Annotated in this window: 19 protein-coding genes and 1 pseudogene; 8 read left to right on the forward strand and 12 right to left on the reverse strand. The window is 44.4% G+C overall.

Annotated features, from left to right (window positions below; translation table 11 throughout):
- Window positions 1-97: 97 nt before the first annotated feature.
- Window positions 98-344: pseudogene (locus QUA62_RS23115) on the forward strand (IS1 family transposase); the annotation flags it as partial.
- 4 nt (window positions 345-348) lie between these two features.
- Here QUA62_RS23115 and QUA62_RS23120 read toward each other — a convergent pair.
- A complete protein-coding gene (locus QUA62_RS23120; RefSeq protein WP_333407022.1) occupies window positions 349-2499 on the reverse strand; it encodes an O-linked N-acetylglucosamine transferase family protein in 2151 nt (716 codons plus the stop codon).
- A gap of 110 nt (window positions 2500-2609) precedes the next feature.
- Window positions 2610-2798, reverse strand: a complete 189-nt coding sequence (locus QUA62_RS23125) for a hypothetical protein (protein ID WP_333407023.1) — start codon at window positions 2796-2798, stop codon at window positions 2610-2612.
- A gap of 244 nt (window positions 2799-3042) precedes the next feature.
- Here QUA62_RS23125 and QUA62_RS23130 point away from each other — a divergent pair, with 244 nt between their 5' ends.
- The 4 genes from QUA62_RS23130 (at window position 3043) to QUA62_RS23145 (ending at window position 8614) form a co-directional block, all read left to right on the forward strand.
- Window positions 3043-4365 (forward strand): methyltransferase domain-containing protein, encoded by a 1323-nt coding sequence (locus QUA62_RS23130; RefSeq protein WP_333407024.1) that lies wholly within the window; start codon window positions 3043-3045, stop codon window positions 4363-4365.
- Window positions 4366-4471: 106 nt separating this feature from the next.
- On the forward strand, window positions 4472-5020 hold the full coding sequence (locus tag QUA62_RS23135) for a type IV pilin-like G/H family protein (RefSeq protein ID WP_333407025.1): 549 nt from the start codon (window positions 4472-4474) through the stop codon (window positions 5018-5020).
- 202 nt (window positions 5021-5222) lie between these two features.
- The gene (locus QUA62_RS23140) at window positions 5223-7397 is read left to right on the forward strand and encodes an O-linked N-acetylglucosamine transferase family protein (protein WP_333407060.1); all 2175 of its coding nucleotides are present in this window, start codon (window positions 5223-5225) and stop codon (window positions 7395-7397) included.
- Between the two features lie 50 nt (window positions 7398-7447).
- Complete coding sequence (locus QUA62_RS23145) at window positions 7448-8614, forward strand: glycosyltransferase family 2 protein (RefSeq protein ID WP_333407026.1); 1167 nt, start codon at window positions 7448-7450, stop codon at window positions 8612-8614.
- 24 nt (window positions 8615-8638) lie between these two features.
- Here the strand turns inward: QUA62_RS23145 and QUA62_RS23150 are convergent, their stop codons facing one another.
- A complete protein-coding gene (locus QUA62_RS23150) occupies window positions 8639-11269 on the reverse strand; it encodes a glycosyltransferase (RefSeq protein ID WP_333407027.1) in 2631 nt (876 codons plus the stop codon).
- A 131-nt stretch (window positions 11270-11400) separates the two neighbouring features.
- Window positions 11401-11871, reverse strand: coding sequence for a tetratricopeptide repeat protein (locus QUA62_RS23155; RefSeq protein WP_333407028.1), 471 nt, complete (start codon window positions 11869-11871; stop codon window positions 11401-11403).
- A gap of 26 nt (window positions 11872-11897) precedes the next feature.
- Between QUA62_RS23155 and QUA62_RS23160 the strand changes: the two genes are divergently transcribed.
- Complete coding sequence (locus tag QUA62_RS23160) at window positions 11898-12059, forward strand: hypothetical protein (RefSeq protein WP_333407029.1); 162 nt, start codon at window positions 11898-11900, stop codon at window positions 12057-12059.
- A gap of 161 nt (window positions 12060-12220) precedes the next feature.
- Here the strand turns inward: QUA62_RS23160 and QUA62_RS23165 are convergent, their stop codons facing one another.
- The 5 genes from QUA62_RS23165 to QUA62_RS23185 all read right to left on the reverse strand — a co-directional run bounded on the left by QUA62_RS23165 (window position 12221) and on the right by QUA62_RS23185 (window position 16689).
- The gene (locus QUA62_RS23165) at window positions 12221-12832 is read right to left on the reverse strand and encodes a Uma2 family endonuclease (protein WP_333407030.1); all 612 of its coding nucleotides are present in this window, start codon (window positions 12830-12832) and stop codon (window positions 12221-12223) included.
- 115 nt (window positions 12833-12947) lie between these two features.
- Window positions 12948-13703, reverse strand: a complete 756-nt coding sequence (locus tag QUA62_RS23170; RefSeq protein ID WP_333407031.1) for a Uma2 family endonuclease — start codon at window positions 13701-13703, stop codon at window positions 12948-12950.
- A 180-nt stretch (window positions 13704-13883) separates the two neighbouring features.
- Complete coding sequence (locus QUA62_RS23175) at window positions 13884-15407, reverse strand: MlaD family protein (RefSeq protein WP_333407032.1); 1524 nt, start codon at window positions 15405-15407, stop codon at window positions 13884-13886.
- A 71-nt stretch (window positions 15408-15478) separates the two neighbouring features.
- The gene (locus tag QUA62_RS23180) at window positions 15479-15844 is read right to left on the reverse strand and encodes a four helix bundle protein (protein WP_333407033.1); all 366 of its coding nucleotides are present in this window, start codon (window positions 15842-15844) and stop codon (window positions 15479-15481) included.
- 62 nt (window positions 15845-15906) lie between these two features.
- On the reverse strand, window positions 15907-16689 hold the full coding sequence (locus QUA62_RS23185; RefSeq protein ID WP_190660058.1) for an ATP-binding cassette domain-containing protein: 783 nt from the start codon (window positions 16687-16689) through the stop codon (window positions 15907-15909).
- Between the two features lie 164 nt (window positions 16690-16853).
- On the opposite strand from QUA62_RS23185, the gene QUA62_RS23190 reads away from it, so the two are divergent.
- Together QUA62_RS23190 and tsaE are read left to right on the forward strand one after the other, a co-directional pair.
- Window positions 16854-18254, forward strand: coding sequence for a gluconeogenesis factor YvcK family protein (locus QUA62_RS23190; RefSeq protein ID WP_333407034.1), 1401 nt, complete (start codon window positions 16854-16856; stop codon window positions 18252-18254).
- 120 nt (window positions 18255-18374) lie between these two features.
- Window positions 18375-18824, forward strand: coding sequence for a tRNA (adenosine(37)-N6)-threonylcarbamoyltransferase complex ATPase subunit type 1 TsaE (gene tsaE, locus QUA62_RS23195; RefSeq protein ID WP_333407035.1), 450 nt, complete (start codon window positions 18375-18377; stop codon window positions 18822-18824).
- Window positions 18825-18885: 61 nt separating this feature from the next.
- Here the strand turns inward: tsaE and QUA62_RS23200 are convergent, their stop codons facing one another.
- The 3 genes from QUA62_RS23200 to QUA62_RS23210 form a co-directional block, all read right to left on the reverse strand.
- A complete protein-coding gene (locus QUA62_RS23200) occupies window positions 18886-19224 on the reverse strand; it encodes a DUF5615 family PIN-like protein (protein WP_006633191.1) in 339 nt (112 codons plus the stop codon).
- Between the two features lie 3 nt (window positions 19225-19227).
- Window positions 19228-19554: a DUF433 domain-containing protein gene (locus QUA62_RS23205; protein ID WP_333407036.1), complete on the reverse strand. Its 327-nt coding sequence runs from the start codon at window positions 19552-19554 to the stop codon at window positions 19228-19230.
- A gap of 61 nt (window positions 19555-19615) precedes the next feature.
- Window positions 19616-20938, reverse strand: a complete 1323-nt coding sequence (locus QUA62_RS23210) for a dihydroorotase (protein WP_333407037.1) — start codon at window positions 20936-20938, stop codon at window positions 19616-19618.
- Window positions 20939-20977 lie beyond the last annotated feature (39 nt).

The raw sequence follows: 20977 nt of genomic DNA on the forward strand, positions 1-20977 counted from the left end.
CTGGTTGCCAGACCCACAACTCACGAGCCGTTGCCAGTCCGTACCCCATGTGACAGTTGGGGTGCGGAATGTGGGTTTGTGGCGGATTGTCAAGTGTTGGCAATGTTTCTTTTATGTTACTGACGGCTGGCCAGTATATCCAATTTTTATCGAAGATGCCGACCACATTGTCAGTAAGACGTATATGACAAGGGTGGAAGGAGAAAACACTAGACTAAGACATTATCTAGCTCGACTACATCGCAAAACAAGAGTGCTACTCCAAGTCGGTTGAGATGTTGAAGTTTTCCCTACGGTTATTGCTGCACTATCTGAAATATCAAACTATTCCTTTACCGACTTAAATCATTACCCTTTCAGCAACGCCGAATTCTTGTTACCTTCAAGTCTTTCCCGAACAACTTCTTGATAAAAAGCCTCTAAAGCTGTCACGCAAATTTTATCGTCAAACAGATCACCTTGTCGCTGACTCATGCGTTGTGCAATGTCTCGGCGCCACTTTGAATCTATACCCAACTTGACAGCAATTTCAATATATTCTTCTTCATTTGTGGCGATTGTGTCTGTTACTCCCAGCATTTTGAGAAAGCTATAAGCATGAAGTCCCCGCATAAATTCTCCCGGACAAGTTACTATGGGTAAATTGCAAGCGATCGCCTCCAAAGACGTATTCCCCCCCGACCAAGTAAAAGTATCTAAAAAAACATCAGACAGAAAGTTAATTGCTATGTAATCTTGTCGAGTTGGAATAGTTCGGAACAGACAGTAATCTTCACTGTCGAGATTCACAGCAGCAAAAGCACGCTTTAACCGTTCCCGAAGCAATTCGCCGCGCGGAAAAATAAACTGAGCTTGCGGAATGCGGCGGGCAATTTCTGCTAAAATAAAATCATATTGTGGTAAGTATTTGAAAGGAGCTTGGCAGCACAAATAAATAACGGCATCTTCTCGCAGGTTAAAATCTGAGCGAGTTTGGGTTAATTGACCAACAATCGGTTTTGGGTAGGCAACGCCAATATTAGGCAACTTAATTAAGGTTTCTGAGTAGTGCAACTGTGCATTTTCCGGTTCCATCAATTCACTGGAAATAAAATAATCAATCGTCGGTAAACCAGAGGTTACAGGATGTCCCCACGCCGAACATTGCACGGGGGCAAGGCGCAAAGCTGCTATTTGTATAGTTGGTGCGTCCATGCCGATTTCTGGGAAGACCAGGATATGCAATTTGTCATCAATAATTTGTTGACATACGGCTTCTAGGTTGTGAGGAATGTGGTGAAATCGATCGCTGTATTGGCGAAATTGTTCTGTAATTGGATCTGGCTCGTTCCCCGTATAGTAACAGTAAATTTCAAATTGTTGGTGGTTGCAATAACGCAACCAGCCAGTCAACCATAAAGTGCCACTGTAAGAATGTAAGTAACTAGAAATATAACCGACTCTAATTTTACCATTTTCCAGCAGTGGAGGCATTGATTGCGGTTGCACCCACTGGGGATAGTTAGCGGCCATAACTTGATGGACTAAATTAGCATACTTTGATTGCGATTCCACAACATTGTGAGCCTGATATGCTAGGTAAAAATTAGTGAAACTACTAAAACCCCGCAAAGCATTAATTTTGTCTTCGGGAGTTTTTAGGGAGGTTTGCTGAATTAATTTTTCTAATTCTAGGACAAATCTTTCCCTGTAAAATTTGATTTCATCTGATGTGTTATAAACAATCGGCAAGGTTAAGTGTTTGAATAGTTGAAAAACATATTCATTGGGCAGTATTTCCGTTGCTATTTCTGCACTTGATATAGCTTTTTGAGTGCGTCCGTTTTGCTGGAAAATTTTGATAATTTGAAAGTGCAGTTGTCCTGCTGTTGGGTAATGGTCGATGCCTGAGTCAAGAATCCCGATCGCTTCTTCGATTCTGTTGAGGTTTCTTAAACACTCGCTTAAGTTACCATACAGTTCTATATCTCCTATCTGGGATACTAAAAACCTTTGATAGTGCTTAATGGCTGCATCGTATTTTCCTTGAAAGTAGAGTTGGTTGCCGAATTCTTTCAAAATTAATGCTTGGGAATCAAGGGTGATATTGCTAAGTTGTTCCTGTTGCACTACTGGAATTTGTGCCGTTCCAGACTCTGCTATTGCTTGGTGATTTTCCGCATTCAACTTAATTCGATATTTAATCTGTGGTAAAATATCCAGCCACTGGCTGCGAGTGAGGTTTTCTAATAAAATAATTTCGGGTTCGCAGCTAGTATCTAAATCTTCTTCTATGAAAAGATTCATGACAATTGCTGATAAAATTAGATTGGGATCTAACTCGGACTTGTCTAAAGGTTCGCTCACATCTATTAAAAGAGTTAGGAAATCGCGATCGGGGTGACTTACCATACTTCTAATAATTAGTTCTAACTCTAAATAAAGTGATTCTTCGGGTTGGTTCCAATCAGGAAAAATCAGAAAATTTAAGGGTTTTAGATTTAAGGTGGCTAGATCCATGTGATTGTCTGTCTCATTTATATTGCTGGGCAGGCAGGGGTTTGGGTGTGAGTGTTCGATCGCGCTTGGCTTAATTTAACTCATCTTTGGGGGCTATCGCCCTCCATCCCCTATCTTGGCTGTTGGCGCGATCGCAAGCCGAGGATGGCAGCTAGGATGATACTGGGGGTAAAGACAGCGATTACGGCGATGACTGCGGTTGAGGGTATAGAGATAATGGGGCCACCGTACTTGATGATGAGGGAGATTACAGCCGAGATCAGGAATACTTTCAGGATAAATCCGGTGTTGGTGTTCATAGAATTGGTCTTTGGTTATATACTCTGGTTTAGGGAGGGAGAAGAGGGGCGCTTCATTTCGGGATAGCTTCGGTCGCGCGGACTTGGCTAATATGCCGAGAAGCCATCGAGACACCATTATTGCAGGATCTCGGAGGATTGGGGGGCGATCAATTTTTCCCCAGATAGCGCGGCTCAGATGCATTTCCATTCTAGAATAGGAATGTGCCATCAGCTAATTTACTAATATTAGGCTTGAGAGAGAATGGATAAGCAAGAATCAGACTTGATAGAGAAAATTCGTCAACAATTTGACAATGCTCCTTACCCTAAATTTGCCCTCGATTACTCTCCCAAAACAGACTATCAATCTCTCTACATTCATAATCTGGTAACAGCTTACTATTTAAGAAATCAAAAAGTTATAGAGACTGAAGGTAAAGTTATTTTAGACGCTGGCTGCGGCACTGGCTATAAATCCTTAATTTTGGCAGAGGCAAATCCCGGAGCAACAATTGTTGGCATAGACCTTTCTGAAGAATCTGTTAACTTAGCTCAAAAACGGCTGCGACATCACGGATTTGAAAATGCAGAGTTTCATGTTTTAGCCATCGAAGACTTACCCAGCTTGAATCTCACATTTGACTACATTAATAACGACGAGGTGCTTTATATTTTACCTGACATAGCGGTGGGATTGCAAGCGATGAAATCAGTCCTCAAATCCGAGGGGATCATCCGTACCAACCTGCACAGTTCTCTTCAGCGCACTAACTTTTACCGCGCCCAAGCACTTTTCAGGATGATGGGGTTGATGGATGAAAATCCGCAAGAAATGGAGATCCAATTAACCCGTGATATTATGAATGCTTTGAAAGATGACGTAAGACTTAAAGTAACTACCTGGGACGGTAACCTTGCTGAAAAGGAACAGTCCATACTGATGAATTATTTGTTTCAAGGTGATAAAGGCTATACGATTTCTGAAATGTTCGCGGCGCTGAGAGTTGCTGATTTAGAGTTTGTGAGCATGGTGAATTGGCGACACTGGGAATTGACGGACTTGTTCAAAGATCCAGATAACTTACCTGCATTTCTGGAGATGAGTTTGCCAGAAGTTTCTATAGAAGAGAGGCTGCATATGTTTGAACTGTTACAACCAGTTCATCGTTTAATTGACTTTTGGTGCGCTCATCCCGCGCGAGAGCCGTTGTTACCTGTTTCGGAATGGACTCTTGCTGATTGGCAGACTGCACGGGTGTATCTGCATCCCCAGCTAAGGACTGCTCAGGTACAAGAAGACTTGATTAACTGTATCAATGGTTACAGACCATTCGAGATCAGCAGTTATGTGCGTTTGCCAACCAAAGTTCCTATCCTAATAGAGAGTATTAAGGCTGCTTGTTTGCTGCCGCTTTGGGAAGGAGGTTGTTCTGTCACCGACCTAGCCGAACGCTGGCTAAAGCTCAGACCCATCCATCCCGTTACCCTAGAGCCGGCGAGTCACGAGACAGCGTTTGAGGAGGTCAAGGAACTTTTGAAAATGCTAGAAGCTTTTATATACGTGCTTTTGGAGCGATCGGCTTGAGAACGAAAAAAAAAATCCAGCGAGTGATATGAAGACTGTCAGAAGTGGGTAAGTTATCTCTAAGAGTTAGAAATCAAGCATCCCACCCCTCTAGGAGAAACAACCAATGAAAACTGAATTTAAAGCCAGATTCCTGCAACACCTCAATCAAAAAAGACAGGATAAGGGTTTCACCCTGATTGAACTGCTGGTCGTTATTATCATCATCGGTATTTTGTCTGCGATTGCTCTGCCTTCCTTCCTCAGCCAAGCCAACAAAGCCAAGCAGTCAGAAGCCAAGCAGTATATCGGTTCCATGAACAGAGCTCAGCAAGCTAAATATGCAGAGGATAATGGCTTTGTAAAGGAGGTTAATGATTTGGGTTTGGGCATCAAAACTCAAACTACTAACTATATATACTCAGTCCAACAAGCAGGTTTTGCATCCGATACAAAAGTGACCAACTACGCAACACCTGTAAATAAAAAGGCCCTCCAATTATATGCTGGTGGGGTAGCTATAGGTGCAGAAGGTGGAGCAGGGGCGGCTACACAGGACAAAACCACGTCAGCAGTTTTATGTGCATATGATGGTGAGGCTGCTGATTATAAGCCAGATCCGAACGCGGCGATCAATTCTCGGTGTCCGACGGGTGGTACAGAAGTCGCCAAGTAAAAAAGGTATTACGGCTAGGAAGGTTCGATCAATCTAGTCTGAACTTTTTCCAAAAGTGGGTAGTGTTTGTATACACTACCCATTTGCATAGTTTCTAGAAATATTAGTTTTCCATATTAAAAATTTGACACCCTCTAACTTTTTAGACAACCCGGGATTGCCTGAACTACAAACTTTTCAGCAGCAAGCAGATAAATATGCAATGCAGGGACATTATGCTCAAGCAGCAAATTTGTACGAGCAAGCAATAGAAGTTAATCCAGACACCAAATCTAATTACTGGCATTTGGGCTTGATGTTTCTGTTGCAGGAACAAGAAGCAGAAGCTCAAACTACTTGGCTGCTAGGCATGGCAGAAGGGGAACCAGAACAAGTCGAGGAGTGGACAGCAGAACTGATACAAGTGTTGCAAGCGGAAGCAGAGCGACGTAGAGGTATAGCAGACTATTCAGTAGCTTGGGTAATTCGGCAGCACATCCGAGAAATTAATCCCGCAGATATTAGCAACCTCTTGCACTTGATTGGCTTGTGCATCCTGCTTGAGACCTATACAGGGGAGGAACTGAATGCTCTGGGCTTAATCGATCATCTCCAGTCCGAGCAACTCGCAGAGGCAGACTCTGAGCTATTAATGCAAGTGCTCAACAGTGTTTTACATTATGCTCCCCTGCACCCTTCGTCGCTCGAACTAGCGGAAGCCTGTCTAGCCCATGTCCGGGAACCTCTAGTTTTTATTGAAATTGTCATCGCAGCGTCGGTGGAAATTGCTCACTCGGCATTGATGCCGGGACTAGCAATAAGCTTTGCAGAGTTAGCTCGCACTTTAGATGTTAATAATCTCGGAATTTTGCTACAGTTAGGTACTTATTATCAAAATGCTCAGCAATATGCTCGGGGTATAGAAATTGCCAAATTGCGCTATTCCTTATCCAAGCAACTAGCAGATAAAGTTTTTTCTAATCATCAAATTATGCGGGGATTGATGAGTGCAGGTGGATATTGGGAACAGGTATTACCGGTAATCCAGAGACACAAATCACTGTTGGAGTCACTGCTCGGCGAACAACCAACATCACTTCACGCGACTACAGTCCAAAATCTGTTTCTTACTACCTTCTTTTTACCGTACTTTGAAGACAGTCCAAAAATTAATAAACCCATTCAAAATCAAGTCTCTCAGTTATGTCAAACTAATGTTGAAACCTATGCCAAGGAGCAGGCAGATCGATACAGACAGCGAGTGGCACCCAGTAAAAGCAATGGTACTGCTACTAAGCGTTTGAAGATTGGTTATGTATCGCATTGCCTGAGAAGACATTCAGTTGGCTGGCTAGCACGATGGCTTTTCCAGCATCATGATCACGCTCAATTTGAAATACACGGTTATTTCCTGATCTATAGAAAGACGGAGGACTCTTTACAGGAATGGTTTGTCAATCATGTTGATAAAGCCCACAAAGGCGGTTTTTACGGTACTGAAGTGGCCGAGCAAATTTATCACGATGAGATTGATATTCTGATCGATCTCGACAGCATCACACTCGATGTGACTTGTGAGGTGATGGCACTCAAGCCTGCACCCGTTCAAGTCACTTGGCTGGGTTGGGATGCTTCTGGGTTGCCGGCGGTTGACTATTTTATTGCCGATCCCTATGTTTTGCCGGAGTCTGCTGAGGAATATTACAGTGAAAAAATTTGGCGTTTGCCTCAAACTTATATAGCTGTGGATGGTTTTGAGGTGGGTATTCCAGATTTGAGGCGCGATAGGTTGGGTATTCCGAGTGATGCTGTTGTATATCTTAGTGCTCAGAGGGGCTATAAACGCCATCCAGATACAGCGCGACTACAGATAAAAATTATTGCAGAAGTACCGAATAGTTACTTTTTAATCAAAGGTTCTGCTGATGAAGAATCAATTAAAAACTTCTTTTTTCAGTTAGCAGAAGAAGAAGGTGTGGCGGGCGATCGCCTGCGTTTTTTGCCAGAGGTAGGAGCCGAATCGGTTCACAGAGCAAACTTAGGGATTGCAGATGTAGTTCTTGATACTTATCCTTACAACGGTGCTACAACTACCCTAGAAACTTTGTGGATGGGCATTCCCCTCGTGACGCGGGTAGGACAGCAATTTGCGGCTCGCAACAGTTACACGATGATGATCAATGCTGGTATAACTGAGGGAATAGCTTGGACGGATGAGGAATATGTCGAGTGGGGGATACGCTTAGGGAAAGATACGGCTATGAGGCAACAAATTGCTTGGAAATTGCGACATTCGAGGCAAACTGCTCCCCTGTGGAATGCTAAGCAGTTTACGCTAGAGATGGAGAAAGCTTACCAACAAATGTGGCAAATGTATATGGAGAAACATCATTCGTAAAACGACTGATAGCAATGTATGACATAAGTTGAAATGTGGAGGATAGTTAAGTGAGTGATGCTTTAGATGAGGTGATTGCGCCTCGATTGTCCCTTTGCATGATTGTTAAAGATGAAAAAAAGAATTTACCGAGATGCTTAGAGAGCGCTAAACCTTACGTTGATGAAATGATAGTGGTAGATACTGGCTCTCAGGATGGTACGCCGGAGATTGCTCTTCAATATGGAGCAAAAGTCGATTACTTCAAATGGTGCGATGATTTTGCAGCCGCTCGAAATTTTTCTCTTTCCTTAGCATCGGGCGACTGGATTTTAGTTTTGGATGCTGATGAAGAATTAGTTGTTAATACTGATGCGTTGAAAGAGGAATTAACTTCAAAAACGGAAGTCATAGCCTATTTACTGATGCTAAGCGAAGCCAATGCTGTAGAGGGGACAACCCCATTACACACACCCAGGCTATTTCGCAATCTTCCAGAACTTAGATATGTAAGTCGCCTACACGAATATATAGACTTAAAAAAATGGTACGGTCGTCCAAACTTTTTAACTGACTTAAAAAGTTTGAAAATTCTGCACCATCCCAAAACCGATCCTCAAGAAATCCAGCAAGAATTGATAGAGCGTGACATTGCTATTTTGGAACGAATCCAGCAAGAGGAAGGTATTAGCTTAAGACTCCTTTACAGCCTTGCTGGTGTTTACGAGGCTACTCAGCAAGCTGAGAAAGCTCAAGAATGCTACGCTGAAGCATTTGAGCGACTTTTCCCACACTTGATGGAAGGGAACCCGCCGGATGATTTTGCTTTTATTCCCTCCCTGATTTTTACATTGGCGGGGCAGTCCTTGCAGAATCAAGATTATGAAACGGCACGGTTAATTACTCAGCGCGGTCTTGAGTGGTGCGCCAACTATCCGCCTATAAATTACATAGCTGGAATGACTTTAATTAGTTTAGGATTTCCTCTGGGCGCTATTGCTTATTTTGATAATTGCTTGCAACTGGGTAAAGATGTCAGTTACTATACAGGAGAGCCTTTTGACATCAGTTTTATGACAACTGATGCGGCCTGTGGTTTAGGTGCTGCGTACATTCAGATGAAGTCCTGGCAAGCCGCTATATATGCTTTTGAACTAGCGCTTGATTTTGATGAAAACTGTACAGACGCTCAAAGAAATTTAGAGGGAATTAAGGCTTTGCTTAATCAAGAAATGTAAGGATGGAGATAGGTGGAGAAGTGGTTAGCTATCCTCTACTTTTATGGCTGATGTGTGTTGGTTAAATTTTTCTAGTTCGTAGCAATTAATACCTTTTGCTTCCCGAAGTGCGATCGCTTCTTTATTCTCCTTTTCCAACAAAATTCGACCGTAAAGTCGAGGTGTCAAAGCTAACCACTGAATTTCGCTCAACTGTCCAATCAGTGTAATTTCTGGGCCCTCGGAAACATCTAAATCTTCTTGCATTAAAAGATTCATCGCCACGCTTGATAAAGCGAGATTAGCATCTTCGTCAGAAATGTTAGTATTGTCTACCAGTAAAGTCATCTTGCTTTTGTCTGGGTGAGTTGCGACCGCCCTCACTACTCGTTCCAATTCTAAACCAAGAGACTCTTCTGGCTGCGTCCAATCTGGAAAAATAATTAGATTAATCTCTTTCAAGTTTAAACGCACTAGAGTTGCGTCAATCAGGGCTGAACTAACCGTTTTCGCCATTTTTGACCAAGAGAACTTTTTGGCTTGTTCCAACCCCGCCGCAATCAATGAGTTGCGAACCTTCGGTTTTTGTACCTCGCAAAGTGCATCGGCTAAACCCTCAACATCCTCATCATCCACATATAAGGCTGCTTCTCCTGCCACTTCAGGAATCGAGGCATTAGGACAAGTAATTACGGGACAACCGCAAGAGAGTGCCTCCAGTACAGGCAAGCCAAATCCTTCATATTTCGATGGATAAACCAGTGCAACTGCACCGGCATAAGCTAATCTCAACTCCTCATCATCAAGTTGAAGCCTGTGAACTACAGTACCTAATGTATAATTTCTAAACTCTCCTTCTAATAAAACTCCACTCCCCGTACATACTATTTCAAAACCTTGTTTACTTGCAAGTTGAGCAAATGCGCGGAAGAATAAAATAGAATTTTTATAACCAGCTCCACCACCAACCGAAATAAAATATGGTTTTGAAATTCCGTACTTTGTTTGAAAACTACTAATCTCTTCTTTACTCGCTGACGAGAAAAGATTTTTAACTCCGCAATGAGCTACAGTTACCGATTCTTGGGCAAGGGCTGGGAAAAACCTTGTTAAGTCCCGTGCTGTACTTTCTGAGATAGCAACATATGCAGAAGCATGGCGGATACCGTGATGCTTTTCCCTCCACATGGCTTCATCTAAATTCGTCGGCAAAACTTCTGGAATCATGTCATATGCCATAAACACCGAAGGTGTTGATAGCGGTGTCGTGTAGTAGGAAGAGATAAATAAAACAGCCTCTTCTTCATCGCAGACTGCTTGCAGCATTTCGCGATCAGCATCGGTTGTTCCGTAGTTATAAGCTGCTATAGTACGGTATCTGATACCCAAGATTTTGGGCGCTGTTCCAGCCCTGTCAAGAACTACAATATGCTTAGCAAAACCATTTTCTGCCCATTCTTCTAACAGTGAGGACCATACACGAGCTATCCCTGTTCTGTAAAGCTGGAAGAATACGCCATCAACAATGATTTTGGGACAAGAATTATAATACTTTCTTATAAAAATTTTTCTATTTTTAAAATGTAAAGCAAGTTGATCTATTCGTCCGTCTCGACCTGTAGCGTTTGTTATATGGCGAATTAACCGGTTTGCATCAGGAACAGGGGTCAATGAATAGCCTGCCAATCTTGCCCGATGAGACAAGTCCACATCATCCCAATATCCAGGCCCATAGTCTTCGCACCATCCTCCCAACGCCTCTAACAAATATCTTTTAATACACAGCGCCCAACCTTCTAAATAAAATTCTCCTAGTTCATTTTGCGCTAAAGGTCCAGCTAAACCTTCGGCAGCCAAATTACACAAATATTCAATTGGTGAATCTATTATTTCCACGTCATTATTTAGGTGAATAATATACTCGCCAGTTGCTACCTTCGCTCCCTGATTGTTTGCTGCCGCAAAGCCTCGATTGGTCTCATTTCGTAGCAGCTTAATCTTCTGTCGCCTGCAAAATTCTTCCAATGCTGTTTTTCCTTTTGGTGCGCTACCATTATCAATAAATATTATTTCGGTATCGGGTAAGTATTTGAGATTTTGTTCCCACAGTTCTAACAATTCACTGTGATCCCACCAAGGTACAACTATGCTCGCTAAACACTTAACGGCGCTCGTGAAGTAACCTTTACTTGCTTCCACCCAAAAGCAACTCTGAGCATGAGACCAGTAATTACTAATATTGATATTGTGAAAACCTGCGGCTTTCAGTAATTGTTGCAATCGAGGCGCAGTAAAGCCCGTCTTGTGAAACTCGCCTGAGTGCGTCTGCAACCCAAATATAGTATCTAATTGCCACCCCCATCGTTGGTCTTCTGGCTTGGCTAACCACTGCTGCATACACCATTCTAGATTTGGTAAGTTCATCACCAATTTACCGTCTGGCTTTAAAACTCTTGCCCATTCTTTAAGAGCTAGTGGCACTTCAAATTTTCCAATATGCTCCAGCATATGTTCTGTAAAAATTTCATCTACAGAGTCACTTTCAAAGGACAGATTAAAGATATCCATTTGAATAACGCCTGAAGCATAAACATATTGGTCTATATTAGAGTATCCCTCCTTGAGGTGTGTCCCACAGCCAATATGTAACTTTACTAAGTTGTCGTTTGGCTTCATAATTTCTTATTTTTTGGAATAACAATTTTTTATCTTTTCTATTCTATTTTTATTGAGTAGGTATGTTTCCCTACTCGAATCAGTCAACTTTCCTTAAAAATCGCTCTCCTCTCGCCCTATTCTCCGCCCTCCTACTTCTTCCCCTTCGCCTGCCCCAACAGCGCCTTATAATCCGCCCGATCGGGATTTAGCTTGACCAACTTCTCCAAAGGCTCGATCGCCCCCACCTTATTATTCATCTGCAACCGCACATTTGCCAACCCCTCCAGAGCTGTCTGATTCTGAGGTTCCCGCTGCAAAACGGTTTCATATCCCCGTTCCTGCGCCGCCAGCAGAGATTCCTGGGAAACAGCCACAGGCGTCTGCTTTTGCTGGTGCTGGCTGCTCAAACCGCTGCTGAACAGACTGAAAATACCAAAAATCGCAGAACCACCAAACGAAACCATTGATACTAAGGCAAAAATCTGCTTAGTTCGATCGCCCTTATTAACTGGACGAGGGCTAGATTTTTTCTGTGTGCTTTCCATTGCTAACTCTTGGCCTCGCTGTTTTCCCGGTACTCGCAAAGCACCTATCTCTAGATTGCCCAAGTTCGATCGCAAAACGATCGCCCTTTGCCATTTAAAATTTGAAACCTATTCTAGCCTTACACACAACACCAGAGATTTGTCAAGGACATTTAGGTAACAATAACACGCGGACGATCGAGATCGGTGAAGGGCGATCGCACCCTTACTTTTTAGCCGTTACTCTCAGGCAATTCCCCAAACCGATATCGGTAACGCGCTAGCAAAGGTTCGAGTTCAGCAGCACGCTGGCGTTCCGCTTCTAGTGCTGAGGGTAATTCATCAGGAAGCAGTAATTTTTATCCATTATCTTCCCGATAAAAACCGATGAGTTTTCCATCTATTTCTAAACGCCGTTGCAGCACTTTACGGCGACTTTTAGTAATTAATTGATAGCTATATTCCTGTTGGTAGTATTGAGATCGCTAGCCCTTTTGAATTCCTTAATTGCCTCAACATGACTCGGCATATTTACACACCTGACGAGTAAACCAATATCGAGTTCGGGGAGCAATTGGGAACTCGCAATCTCTTCGTATGCTTGCTGTCTGAGAGCATACAGAGACAGTCTGCTGTTTTCCCAAAACCAGACTTCAGGGATTTGCAGCCGTTTGTAAGCCTCTAGCTTATCAATTCCGCCGCTAGTGACGACTACTTCGATCGCTAAATCGGGACGTTCTCTATCAGCACCCAATTCGTAAGACTTGTCTGCTTCACACTTCACCAGTCGCGATTCATTTTCTAAAGTCAGAGACTCCGTAGGGGTGAAATCGATTCCTGCCGCCATCATGTAAGTTTCTACCAACGCACCGATACGTCCCTTGGCTGTTTCGTGTTTTCTTCCAGGCATTTTCTGAATCTCCAGTATCCCATCTAAAAAAGACAGCCGAACCCCTGGAATATCCAGCATCGGTTCTAAGGTTTTGAATTGTTCCCACGTTAATCCTGGAAATAGCAACGGCCGATCTAATTTTTCTTCTAATGTTGTTGCTGTCATCCCCATCGCTCCTTAATTGTGGTTATTTTAAATCTCAAACGTCCTTGCTGACTCGATTGTGCAATCAAAATGGGATTGGATTAAGGGCCGAAAGGTCGATCGACCTACCACACCTTCAAATGCCATCAGGATCGATGCCCTGACTTCTCAAGTATGCCATTAGTCGATCGGCCCTCTCGCGTTCCTCTTCGGTCCTCTGGCGTTCCTGTTCCACCCGTTCGGCACCCCACAGCAGCAAATTGCCATTCTCATCCCACCAGCGCAACCAATAACCCGTTCTCTGAGATTTTTCACCTTCCCAAACCCCCAGAAATAAACCCATTGATTCTATCCAGAATCGCTGATTAGCATCCGCTTCTTGCAGTTCGTATTCTCCCGAGTTCGAGAGTCTGTACACTTCCAATACTCCCGATTTAGGTTCAAAAATTACATAAATCGGTACTTGCAAAATTCGCTCGTAAAACCGCCATTTTCCGTAAGGATATGTCGGTTTATTTGAATATTCACTACCGTCAGTATCCGATAAAAATTCCATCACTACTGCGGGTACTTCTCCCTCTGCATTGGGCGTATAACTGCGGCGAACTTCTCCTGGTTCTGCTGGCAATACCGAGGGAACGTAGACCCAATCTGGGGCTTTTACTACTGTTTTGTCGTTGACTTTGGCACACAGTCCAAAATTGGAAGCTATTAGCATTGAAGCTAGGATAAATCCTGCGATATCCAAGGCTTCTCGCAGAGCTGCGGCTAAAAGTGGTTGGTCGATGTTTTCCACGGGATCGTCGGGTAATTTAAAGTCATCTGGCAATTTTTCCCAAGTTACAGTATACTGGTTTTTGGTTTCAGCCGATTTCGATAATGTTTGCGTCATTGGTTTTCCTTGTTGAGATTGAAATGGTTTTTTGTTAATAGGATTGGTACAATAAGTTTAATGGCGGAGTGTGCAGGGCGCACCTTACTAACTAGCTGTAATCGCGGTGTGAATTGCGCCCCTTACTAACTAGAGGAAGTCGCCGCTTTTGCAATGGCGGTTATTCAATAATACCCCGTTTTAAGGGGTATTTTCGGGAGCCACTGGTTCTGCTGACCTGGCAGTTTGAGAAGGTATAACAGGGAATTTTTGCTGTTTGTTCAAGCTGGGGAATCCAGGCTCTACTGATTGATTTTTGGCAGGGGTACTCGCATTTACTTTCTCAGAAATGGGAGCTAATGTTTGAGTCACTTTAACTTGGTGTCGTAGTTGTTCGGTCGAACCCAATAAGCCTCCCAATCCGTTGAACAACCTGCGAATGTTGTTGCGGAAAGCCGGATCTCCTGTCAAATCATCCACGTCGGAAGTAATTTTCTGCACGTTCTGAAATGTAGCTCGTGCAGAATCTAGAGTTTGCTGCAATAATAGCAAAGTGGCGGGATTGTTTACCTGGCTGGATAAATCTCGCAAACTACTAGAAGCTTGGGCAGCATTCGCTGATAAAACTTCTAAATTGTTCAGCAATTGTCCTTGGTTGATTCGATTAATGGTCGGGTTCAAACTGCTGACAGCTACCTGCAGTTCCTGACTGCTTTGATTGATGTTATTCAGAGTTGAGACTAAACTGGCGCGGTTGGTTGTTACTAAAGAATTGACTTGGTTTGCTGTTAAGGTAATTTGATTGGCTGCTTGAGTTACTGAATTAGCAGAATTTATCGCAGCGGCAGATACGGCTTTTGTGGAAGTGTCCGCCGTAGCTGCTACTTTAGAAACATCAGCGGCGACTGCTGATATTTCCGTCGTGAGCGATTGATTTAAGGTGCTTGCTTCTCCCTTTAATGATTGATTTAAACTGCGGGCTTCCCCCTTTAATGATTGATTTAAACTGCGGGCTTCCCCCTTTAATGATTGATTTAAACTTGCTATTTCGGTTTTTACAGATTGATTTAAGCTGCCAATGTCTCCCCTTACAGATTGATTTAAAGTTTTTATTTCCGCTTGGGCAGTTTTAGTTAAAGTCGATAAATCTTGAGTGAGTTTAGCTGCACCTTTAGCGGTGTTGGCTGTATTCTCGGCAAGAGATTTAATATTGTTAAACAGCGCGGGGTCAGTGTAGAAGTTAGCTAGGCGAACTGTGGATCGAATAAGTTCGTCGATAGTGACTCCAGCTTGACCTTTTAAGCGCGAATTGTTGCAGATAATCTCAGGGGGACAGTCGGCACTAACGGGATTGGCGGTAAGTAACGATTCTGGCAAAATCGAGTTGGGGGTAATGTCGATCGACGATTCGCCAATTAAACCGGATTTATTCGCTTCGATCGTAACATCCCGGGGAATCACTAAAGTACCGGGGGCAATCTCCAGCGTCACGTCTACGCCGTTGGAACCCGGTTGGAGGGCGGTAATTTTACCGACTGCAACCCCACGATACCTGATGGGCGTGCCTATTTGCATTCCTTGGGCGCTGCCAAATTCTACGGCGAATTTGTAGCTGCGGTTCCCTAGCTGCACGCCCCGCAGCCACAGCACTAAGCCGCCAAATAAACCGATTCCTACTAAAATTAAGAGCCCGACAGAACCTTCTCTTACAGTTCGCGATCGCATATTGCCTCCTTAGTCATTGGTCATTAGTTATGGGTTATTAGTTATGGGTTATTAGTCATTGAGCATCATTTTTAGGGGATGACCCGATAGATTGTAGGTATGAGTTTAATTGAGTGGGCTAAGTCATTAATGATTGCTGTGAATGTATTTACTTGTTGAACGTTTAAAAGGTTTCGAGTGTAAGCTCGTCTCAACCAGTGTTGACTTTCATATAAAGAACCTCTAGCTATCTTGACAAAGCGTCTGTTGTCTTGATAACTGCCTCGTCCCACTCCTTCTGCTATGTTAGCACCGATGCTATCGGCTGAACGGACAATTTGTTTGCCGATAGTATCTTTGGCAAATGGCTCCCAAGTCTTAACAGTTTGCCAAATTTCATCTGCTAGTCGTTCAGATAATTTATAAACTCGCAATTTCTGAAAACTTTTTGTTGCCATATTACCCTCGACATTAATGACTGCTGACTAATGGCTCATGAAAATTGACTAATAACAATTGACTATCCAAGCGCTGGAATTGGCCCAGTAACACTGCCGCTAAAAAATTGTCTGATCAGTAAATTATCTGTCGATGCAATGTCATTGACAGTTCCCTCCCACTGCACTTTGCCTCGATAGAGAAACACGATGCGATCGGCAGTGCGGCGGATGGTACTGTCTTGGTGAGTGACGATCGCATAAGTGCTGCAAACACCGTTAGCCGCCTGCAACTCACGGATTAAATCTTCAATTACCGTCGAAGCGATCGGATCTAAACCCGCCGTCGGTTCGTCGTACAGCAAAACCTCTGGATTATCCCTGTCATTATCAGGATTCGCCATGATAGCGCGGGCAAAACTTACCCGCTTCCTCATTCCCCCAGACAACTGCGCCGGATAGCGTTCGCCAATTCGCGGCAAACCCACCATCTCCAACTTTTCCTCAACCAATTCCCGAATGCGGCGGCGCGGCAGCTTAGAATGCTGGTAAAGTAAAAAACCGACATTCTCCTCCACCGTCAGCGAATCAAACAAAGCCGCTTGCTGAAAAACCATCCCAATTCCGATCGGATCTGCCACGTCGTCCACCCATCCGACCCTGCGCTGTCCCTGAACAAAAACCTCACCGGCATCCGGGGCCAACAAACCCGCAATTATCCGCAGAATCGTAGATTTCCCCGTCCCGGAAGGGCCAATAATTGCCAGGGCCTCTCCCCGATAAATCCTCAGATCGACTCGATCGAGGATCGGGTTCTGGCCGAAGGACTTACTTACCCCCTTGAGTTCGATTAGTGGCTCTGCCATAGGATGTTATCAATAAGTTGTGAGTCCTCAGTCATCAGTCTACCTAATGACTCATGACTCATGACTAATCACTAATTACTTAAATTGACTGCCAGAATCAAAACTCTCTTGTATTGTAAATTTGTCCGGTCGAGCTGTTCCAATACCCTTAAGACTAATTAACCATGTCAATTAGTTCACTTCCTAAAGCCCTCCGCGTCTTGGCTAAAGCCAAGCAGGTTTTTGCCCAATCCAGAAATCCTTACCCCCCTTCTTTGCGGAACGGGCGAGTTCACCAGTGGTTTAAGTGGTTAGCCCCCGGACTGTTAGTGAAACGGTGGCTGCTGATTAGTGCTAGCGGCGTGGTACTTGCCACTTTGGGTTTAGCGATTTGGACTGGGATGACTCCCATTTTCTTCTTATTGCAATTGTTGAGAAATTTTTTGGCGTGGATTGCGGAAGTTATTCCCAATTACGTGTCGGGGCCGATCATCATTGCTGGCGGGATTTTGTTAATTCTGTGGGGTCAAACTCGCAGTTTGAACTCTATTACTCAAGTGCTGATGCCCGAAGGGAATGAGGAATTGGTTGATCGACTCCTCAACCACCGTCGCTTGCACCGCGGCCCGAAAATTGTGGCACTTGGGGGCGGTACGGGTCTTTCTAATTTGCTCAGGGGATTGAAGGATTACAGCGCCAAAATCACTGCTATTGTCACGGTGGCGGATGATGGCGGGTCTTCCGGGCGGCTGCGGCGGGAAATTGGGGTATTGCCGCCGGGAGACATTCGCAATTGTTTGGCTGCTTTGGCAGATGAGGAAAAGTTATTGACTGAGTTATTTCAATATCGTTTCCGGGCTGGTGACGGTTTGGTGGGTCACAGTTTTGGGAATTTGTTTTTGACGGCGATGAGCGATATTGCTGGAGATTTGGAACAGGCGATCGCGGCGAGTTCTAAAGTTTTAGCAGTGAGGGGAGAGGTGCTGCCGGCTACTCTGAGCGATGTTTCTTTGTGGGCAGAACTCGCTGACGGCCGCAGGATTGAGGGGGAGTCCAGCATTACAAAAGCTAACGGGCAAATCCTCAAAATAGGCTGTAATCCTGCTAATCCTCCGGCATTACCTAGGGCTGTGGAAGGTCTTCGGGAAGCGGATTTTATTATTATTGGGCCGGGGAGTCTTTATACGAGTGTCATTCCGAATTTGTTGGTGCCGGAAATTGCTGATGCGATCGCCCACAGCGAAGTTCCGCGAATTTATGTGTGCAATATTATGACTCAGCCGGGGGAAACTGACGGATACAGTGTTGCAGACCACATTCGGGCGATCGACCGCGCTTGCGGCCGGCCGCTGTTCGATGCTGTAGTAGTTCAAGGAAAAGTCCCTTCTGCAAAGGCTTTGATCCGCTATTCTCAGGAGAATTCTTATCCGGTTGTCCTCGATCGAGAAGCCGTGACGCAATTGGGGCGACGAGTTGTCATCGCCAATGTCATGGATGAAGATGAAAATACGGGTTTAATTCGCCACAATTCGCAAAGGTTGGCGGGGATGTTGCTGCGTTGGTACGGCCGCGCGCAGAACATTTAAGCTGCTGACTGTTAACTGTTGACTGTTGACTGTTGACTAATATTATTGGTTATTGGTTATTGGCCGCCGCCAGCGAGTAACAAATAACAAATAACAAATGACTAATGACTAATTATTGAAATGAAAACTTTGCTTCCCGATTCTGAGGCTACGCGCAAGTTTGGTGTTGGGTTAGGTCGATCGCTCCCCGCCGGCACTGTAATCTTATTACAAGGAGATTTAGGTGCGGGCAAAACTACCTTGGTTCAAGGCATCGCTGAAGGTTTAGGAATCTCAGACTCGATCGAAAGTCCTACTTTCACGCTGATTAACGAGTATTTTGGAGGGCGAATTCCGCTGTATCATCTAGATTTGTATCGACTGGAACCCGAAGAAGTGGAGGCTTTGCACTTAGAAAGTTATTGGGACGGGTTAGAAATGGATTTGGGAATTGTGGCGATCGAATGGGCGGAAAGATTGCAGTACAAACCAGAAAATTATTTGCAAATTTCTTTAAGTTATCTAGATAACGGGCGGCAAGCTGAAGTAATTGGTAATGGCGAGTTATTGGATTGGCAATGGGAACATTGAGCGAGTGCGATTCCCTACCCTTCGGGAACCTCTGCGGGAAGATAGCTTCGCTCGCGCGTACTTACTGCGGACGGTTGACACGAATTAATTTGCCTCTCAAACTTTCTTCACCAGCAATAGCATCATTGATGCGTATTGCCAACATTTCTACATTCCGATTTTTGGTACAAACAATAATACCAGAGTGGTCTGGCTGTCGGTTGTGCAGTCCGATAAAATCAAACCGATTTAATGTCAAAACAGCTCTATCTTTGCTTATAGCAAATGCTAGCACCTCTGGATCGGGAATCCCAAGTCCTGCTTTTCCTGCTTCCTGAACAGTCAGGATATTGTGACCAAAAGCGCGCAGCAATTGCACAACGGGCAAAGGAAATTGTTCGTCTGCATACAAATTCAGCATGACTCAGGCTTCCTCATTCTTGCAGATTGCTTCTTCGATTTCCTCCAGATGTGCATCAGCATAAGTCCAAACATTGACTAGATCGGCAGCGCTGAGATGGGGATAAAATTGTAGAAGTTCAGCATCGCTTGAACCTTCACGGCGAAAACTTTCAAGCAGCCAAACTGGGATGCGAGTTTTGGCAATGCAAGCATCGCCACCACACACGTCGGGAGTTTTGGTAATTCCTGGCCAACTATTGTTTAAACTTTGGGCTAAAAGTCTGATGACTTCAGCTTTCTCAGTCGGAGTTAAGGCCAGGAGTTGTGTTTCTAGTTCTTCAAGAAGCATGGGTAAAATCGCCTTTGCGATGCAGGAATACCCAATTATAACACTTGAGTTAAAGTCATGCTTACTCAGCGTCAAATGTCAAGGCTTCTCCCCTCACATTTGTATCCAATTTACCATTTTCAAAAACAACTTTTCCTCCAACAACAGTCACAACTGGCCACCCAGTCAAACTCCAACCTTCAAAGGGACTCCAGCCGCACTTGCTGGCCATCTCTGCTCCGACCACCGGGCGGTATTTCTCCAAATCAACTAAGACTAAATCGGCATCAAAACCCGGAGAAATCGCCCCTTTGTTGGGAATCTTATAAGCCTTAGCAACGGCTGCCGACATCCAATTAGCAACTTGCGCCACTGTACATCTTCCCTCTACTGCTTGCGTCAGCATCAAAGGCAAAGAAGTTTCGACTCCGGGCATTCCAGACGGCGTATTTGGATATTCTTGAGCTTTTTCTGCTAATGTGTGCGGCGCGTGATCCGTGGCGATAAAATCAATTACGCCGTCGAGTAAAGCTTGCCAAAGTATTTCGTTATCGCGGGGCTCGCGCAAAGGCGGATTCATCTGAGCTAAACTGCCAATTTTTTGATAGGCGCTGGTATTTAACAACAAATGCTGCGGGGTCACTTCTGCTGTCACCCAACTCGGTTTTTCCTGGCGCAAAAACTCAGCTTCATCCCCCGTTGAAAGGTGCAGAATGTGCAGACGCCGCTGATATTTATTAGAAAGTTTTACTGCTAGTTGAGTTGCCAATAAAGCTGCTTGATTGTCTTGAATTTGCGAGTGCACGGCAACATCGGAAATCCCGGCAAATTCCTGACGCCTCTGATTGATTCTAGCTTGGTCTTCTGCGTGCACGGCAATTAGTCGATCGCCCTTGGCAAAAATCGCCTCTAAAGTTGCTTCTCCATCCACCAAAAGCTGCCCGTGCATCGAACCCATAAACACCTTAATTCCCGGAGTCGGATTCGCAGTCAACAAATCCGGCAAATTCTCGGGCGTTGCACCAATAAAAAAGCCGTAATTCACCAAACACTTCTCGGCAGCGCGACTTAGTTTATCATCTAAGGCAGCTTGGGTTGTGGTCAGAGGTCGCGTATTCGGCATTTCCAGAAACGATGTCACGCCGCCTTTAGCGCAAGCACAGCTAGCGGTAAATAAGTCTTCCTTGTGTTCTAAACCCGGTTCCCGGAAGTGTACCTGGGGATCAATTACTCCGGGTAACAGAGTTAAGCCTTTGGCATCTATTTCTCGATCGCCCGATTCGACAATTTCCGCAGCAACCTTGACAATTTGGCGATCGCAGATTTGCACATCTCCTACCAAAAACTCACCATTGGGCAAAAGAATGCGAGCGCGACGGATTAACAAACTTGATTTGGGAGTCATAAGATACCATTAATTGAGTAAACAGCGTGCTAGCATGGA

Origin of the sequence: Microcoleus sp. MON1_C1, from assembly GCF_036701945.1 — a bacterium.
Classification (GTDB): domain Bacteria; phylum Cyanobacteriota; class Cyanobacteriia; order Cyanobacteriales; family Microcoleaceae; genus Microcoleus.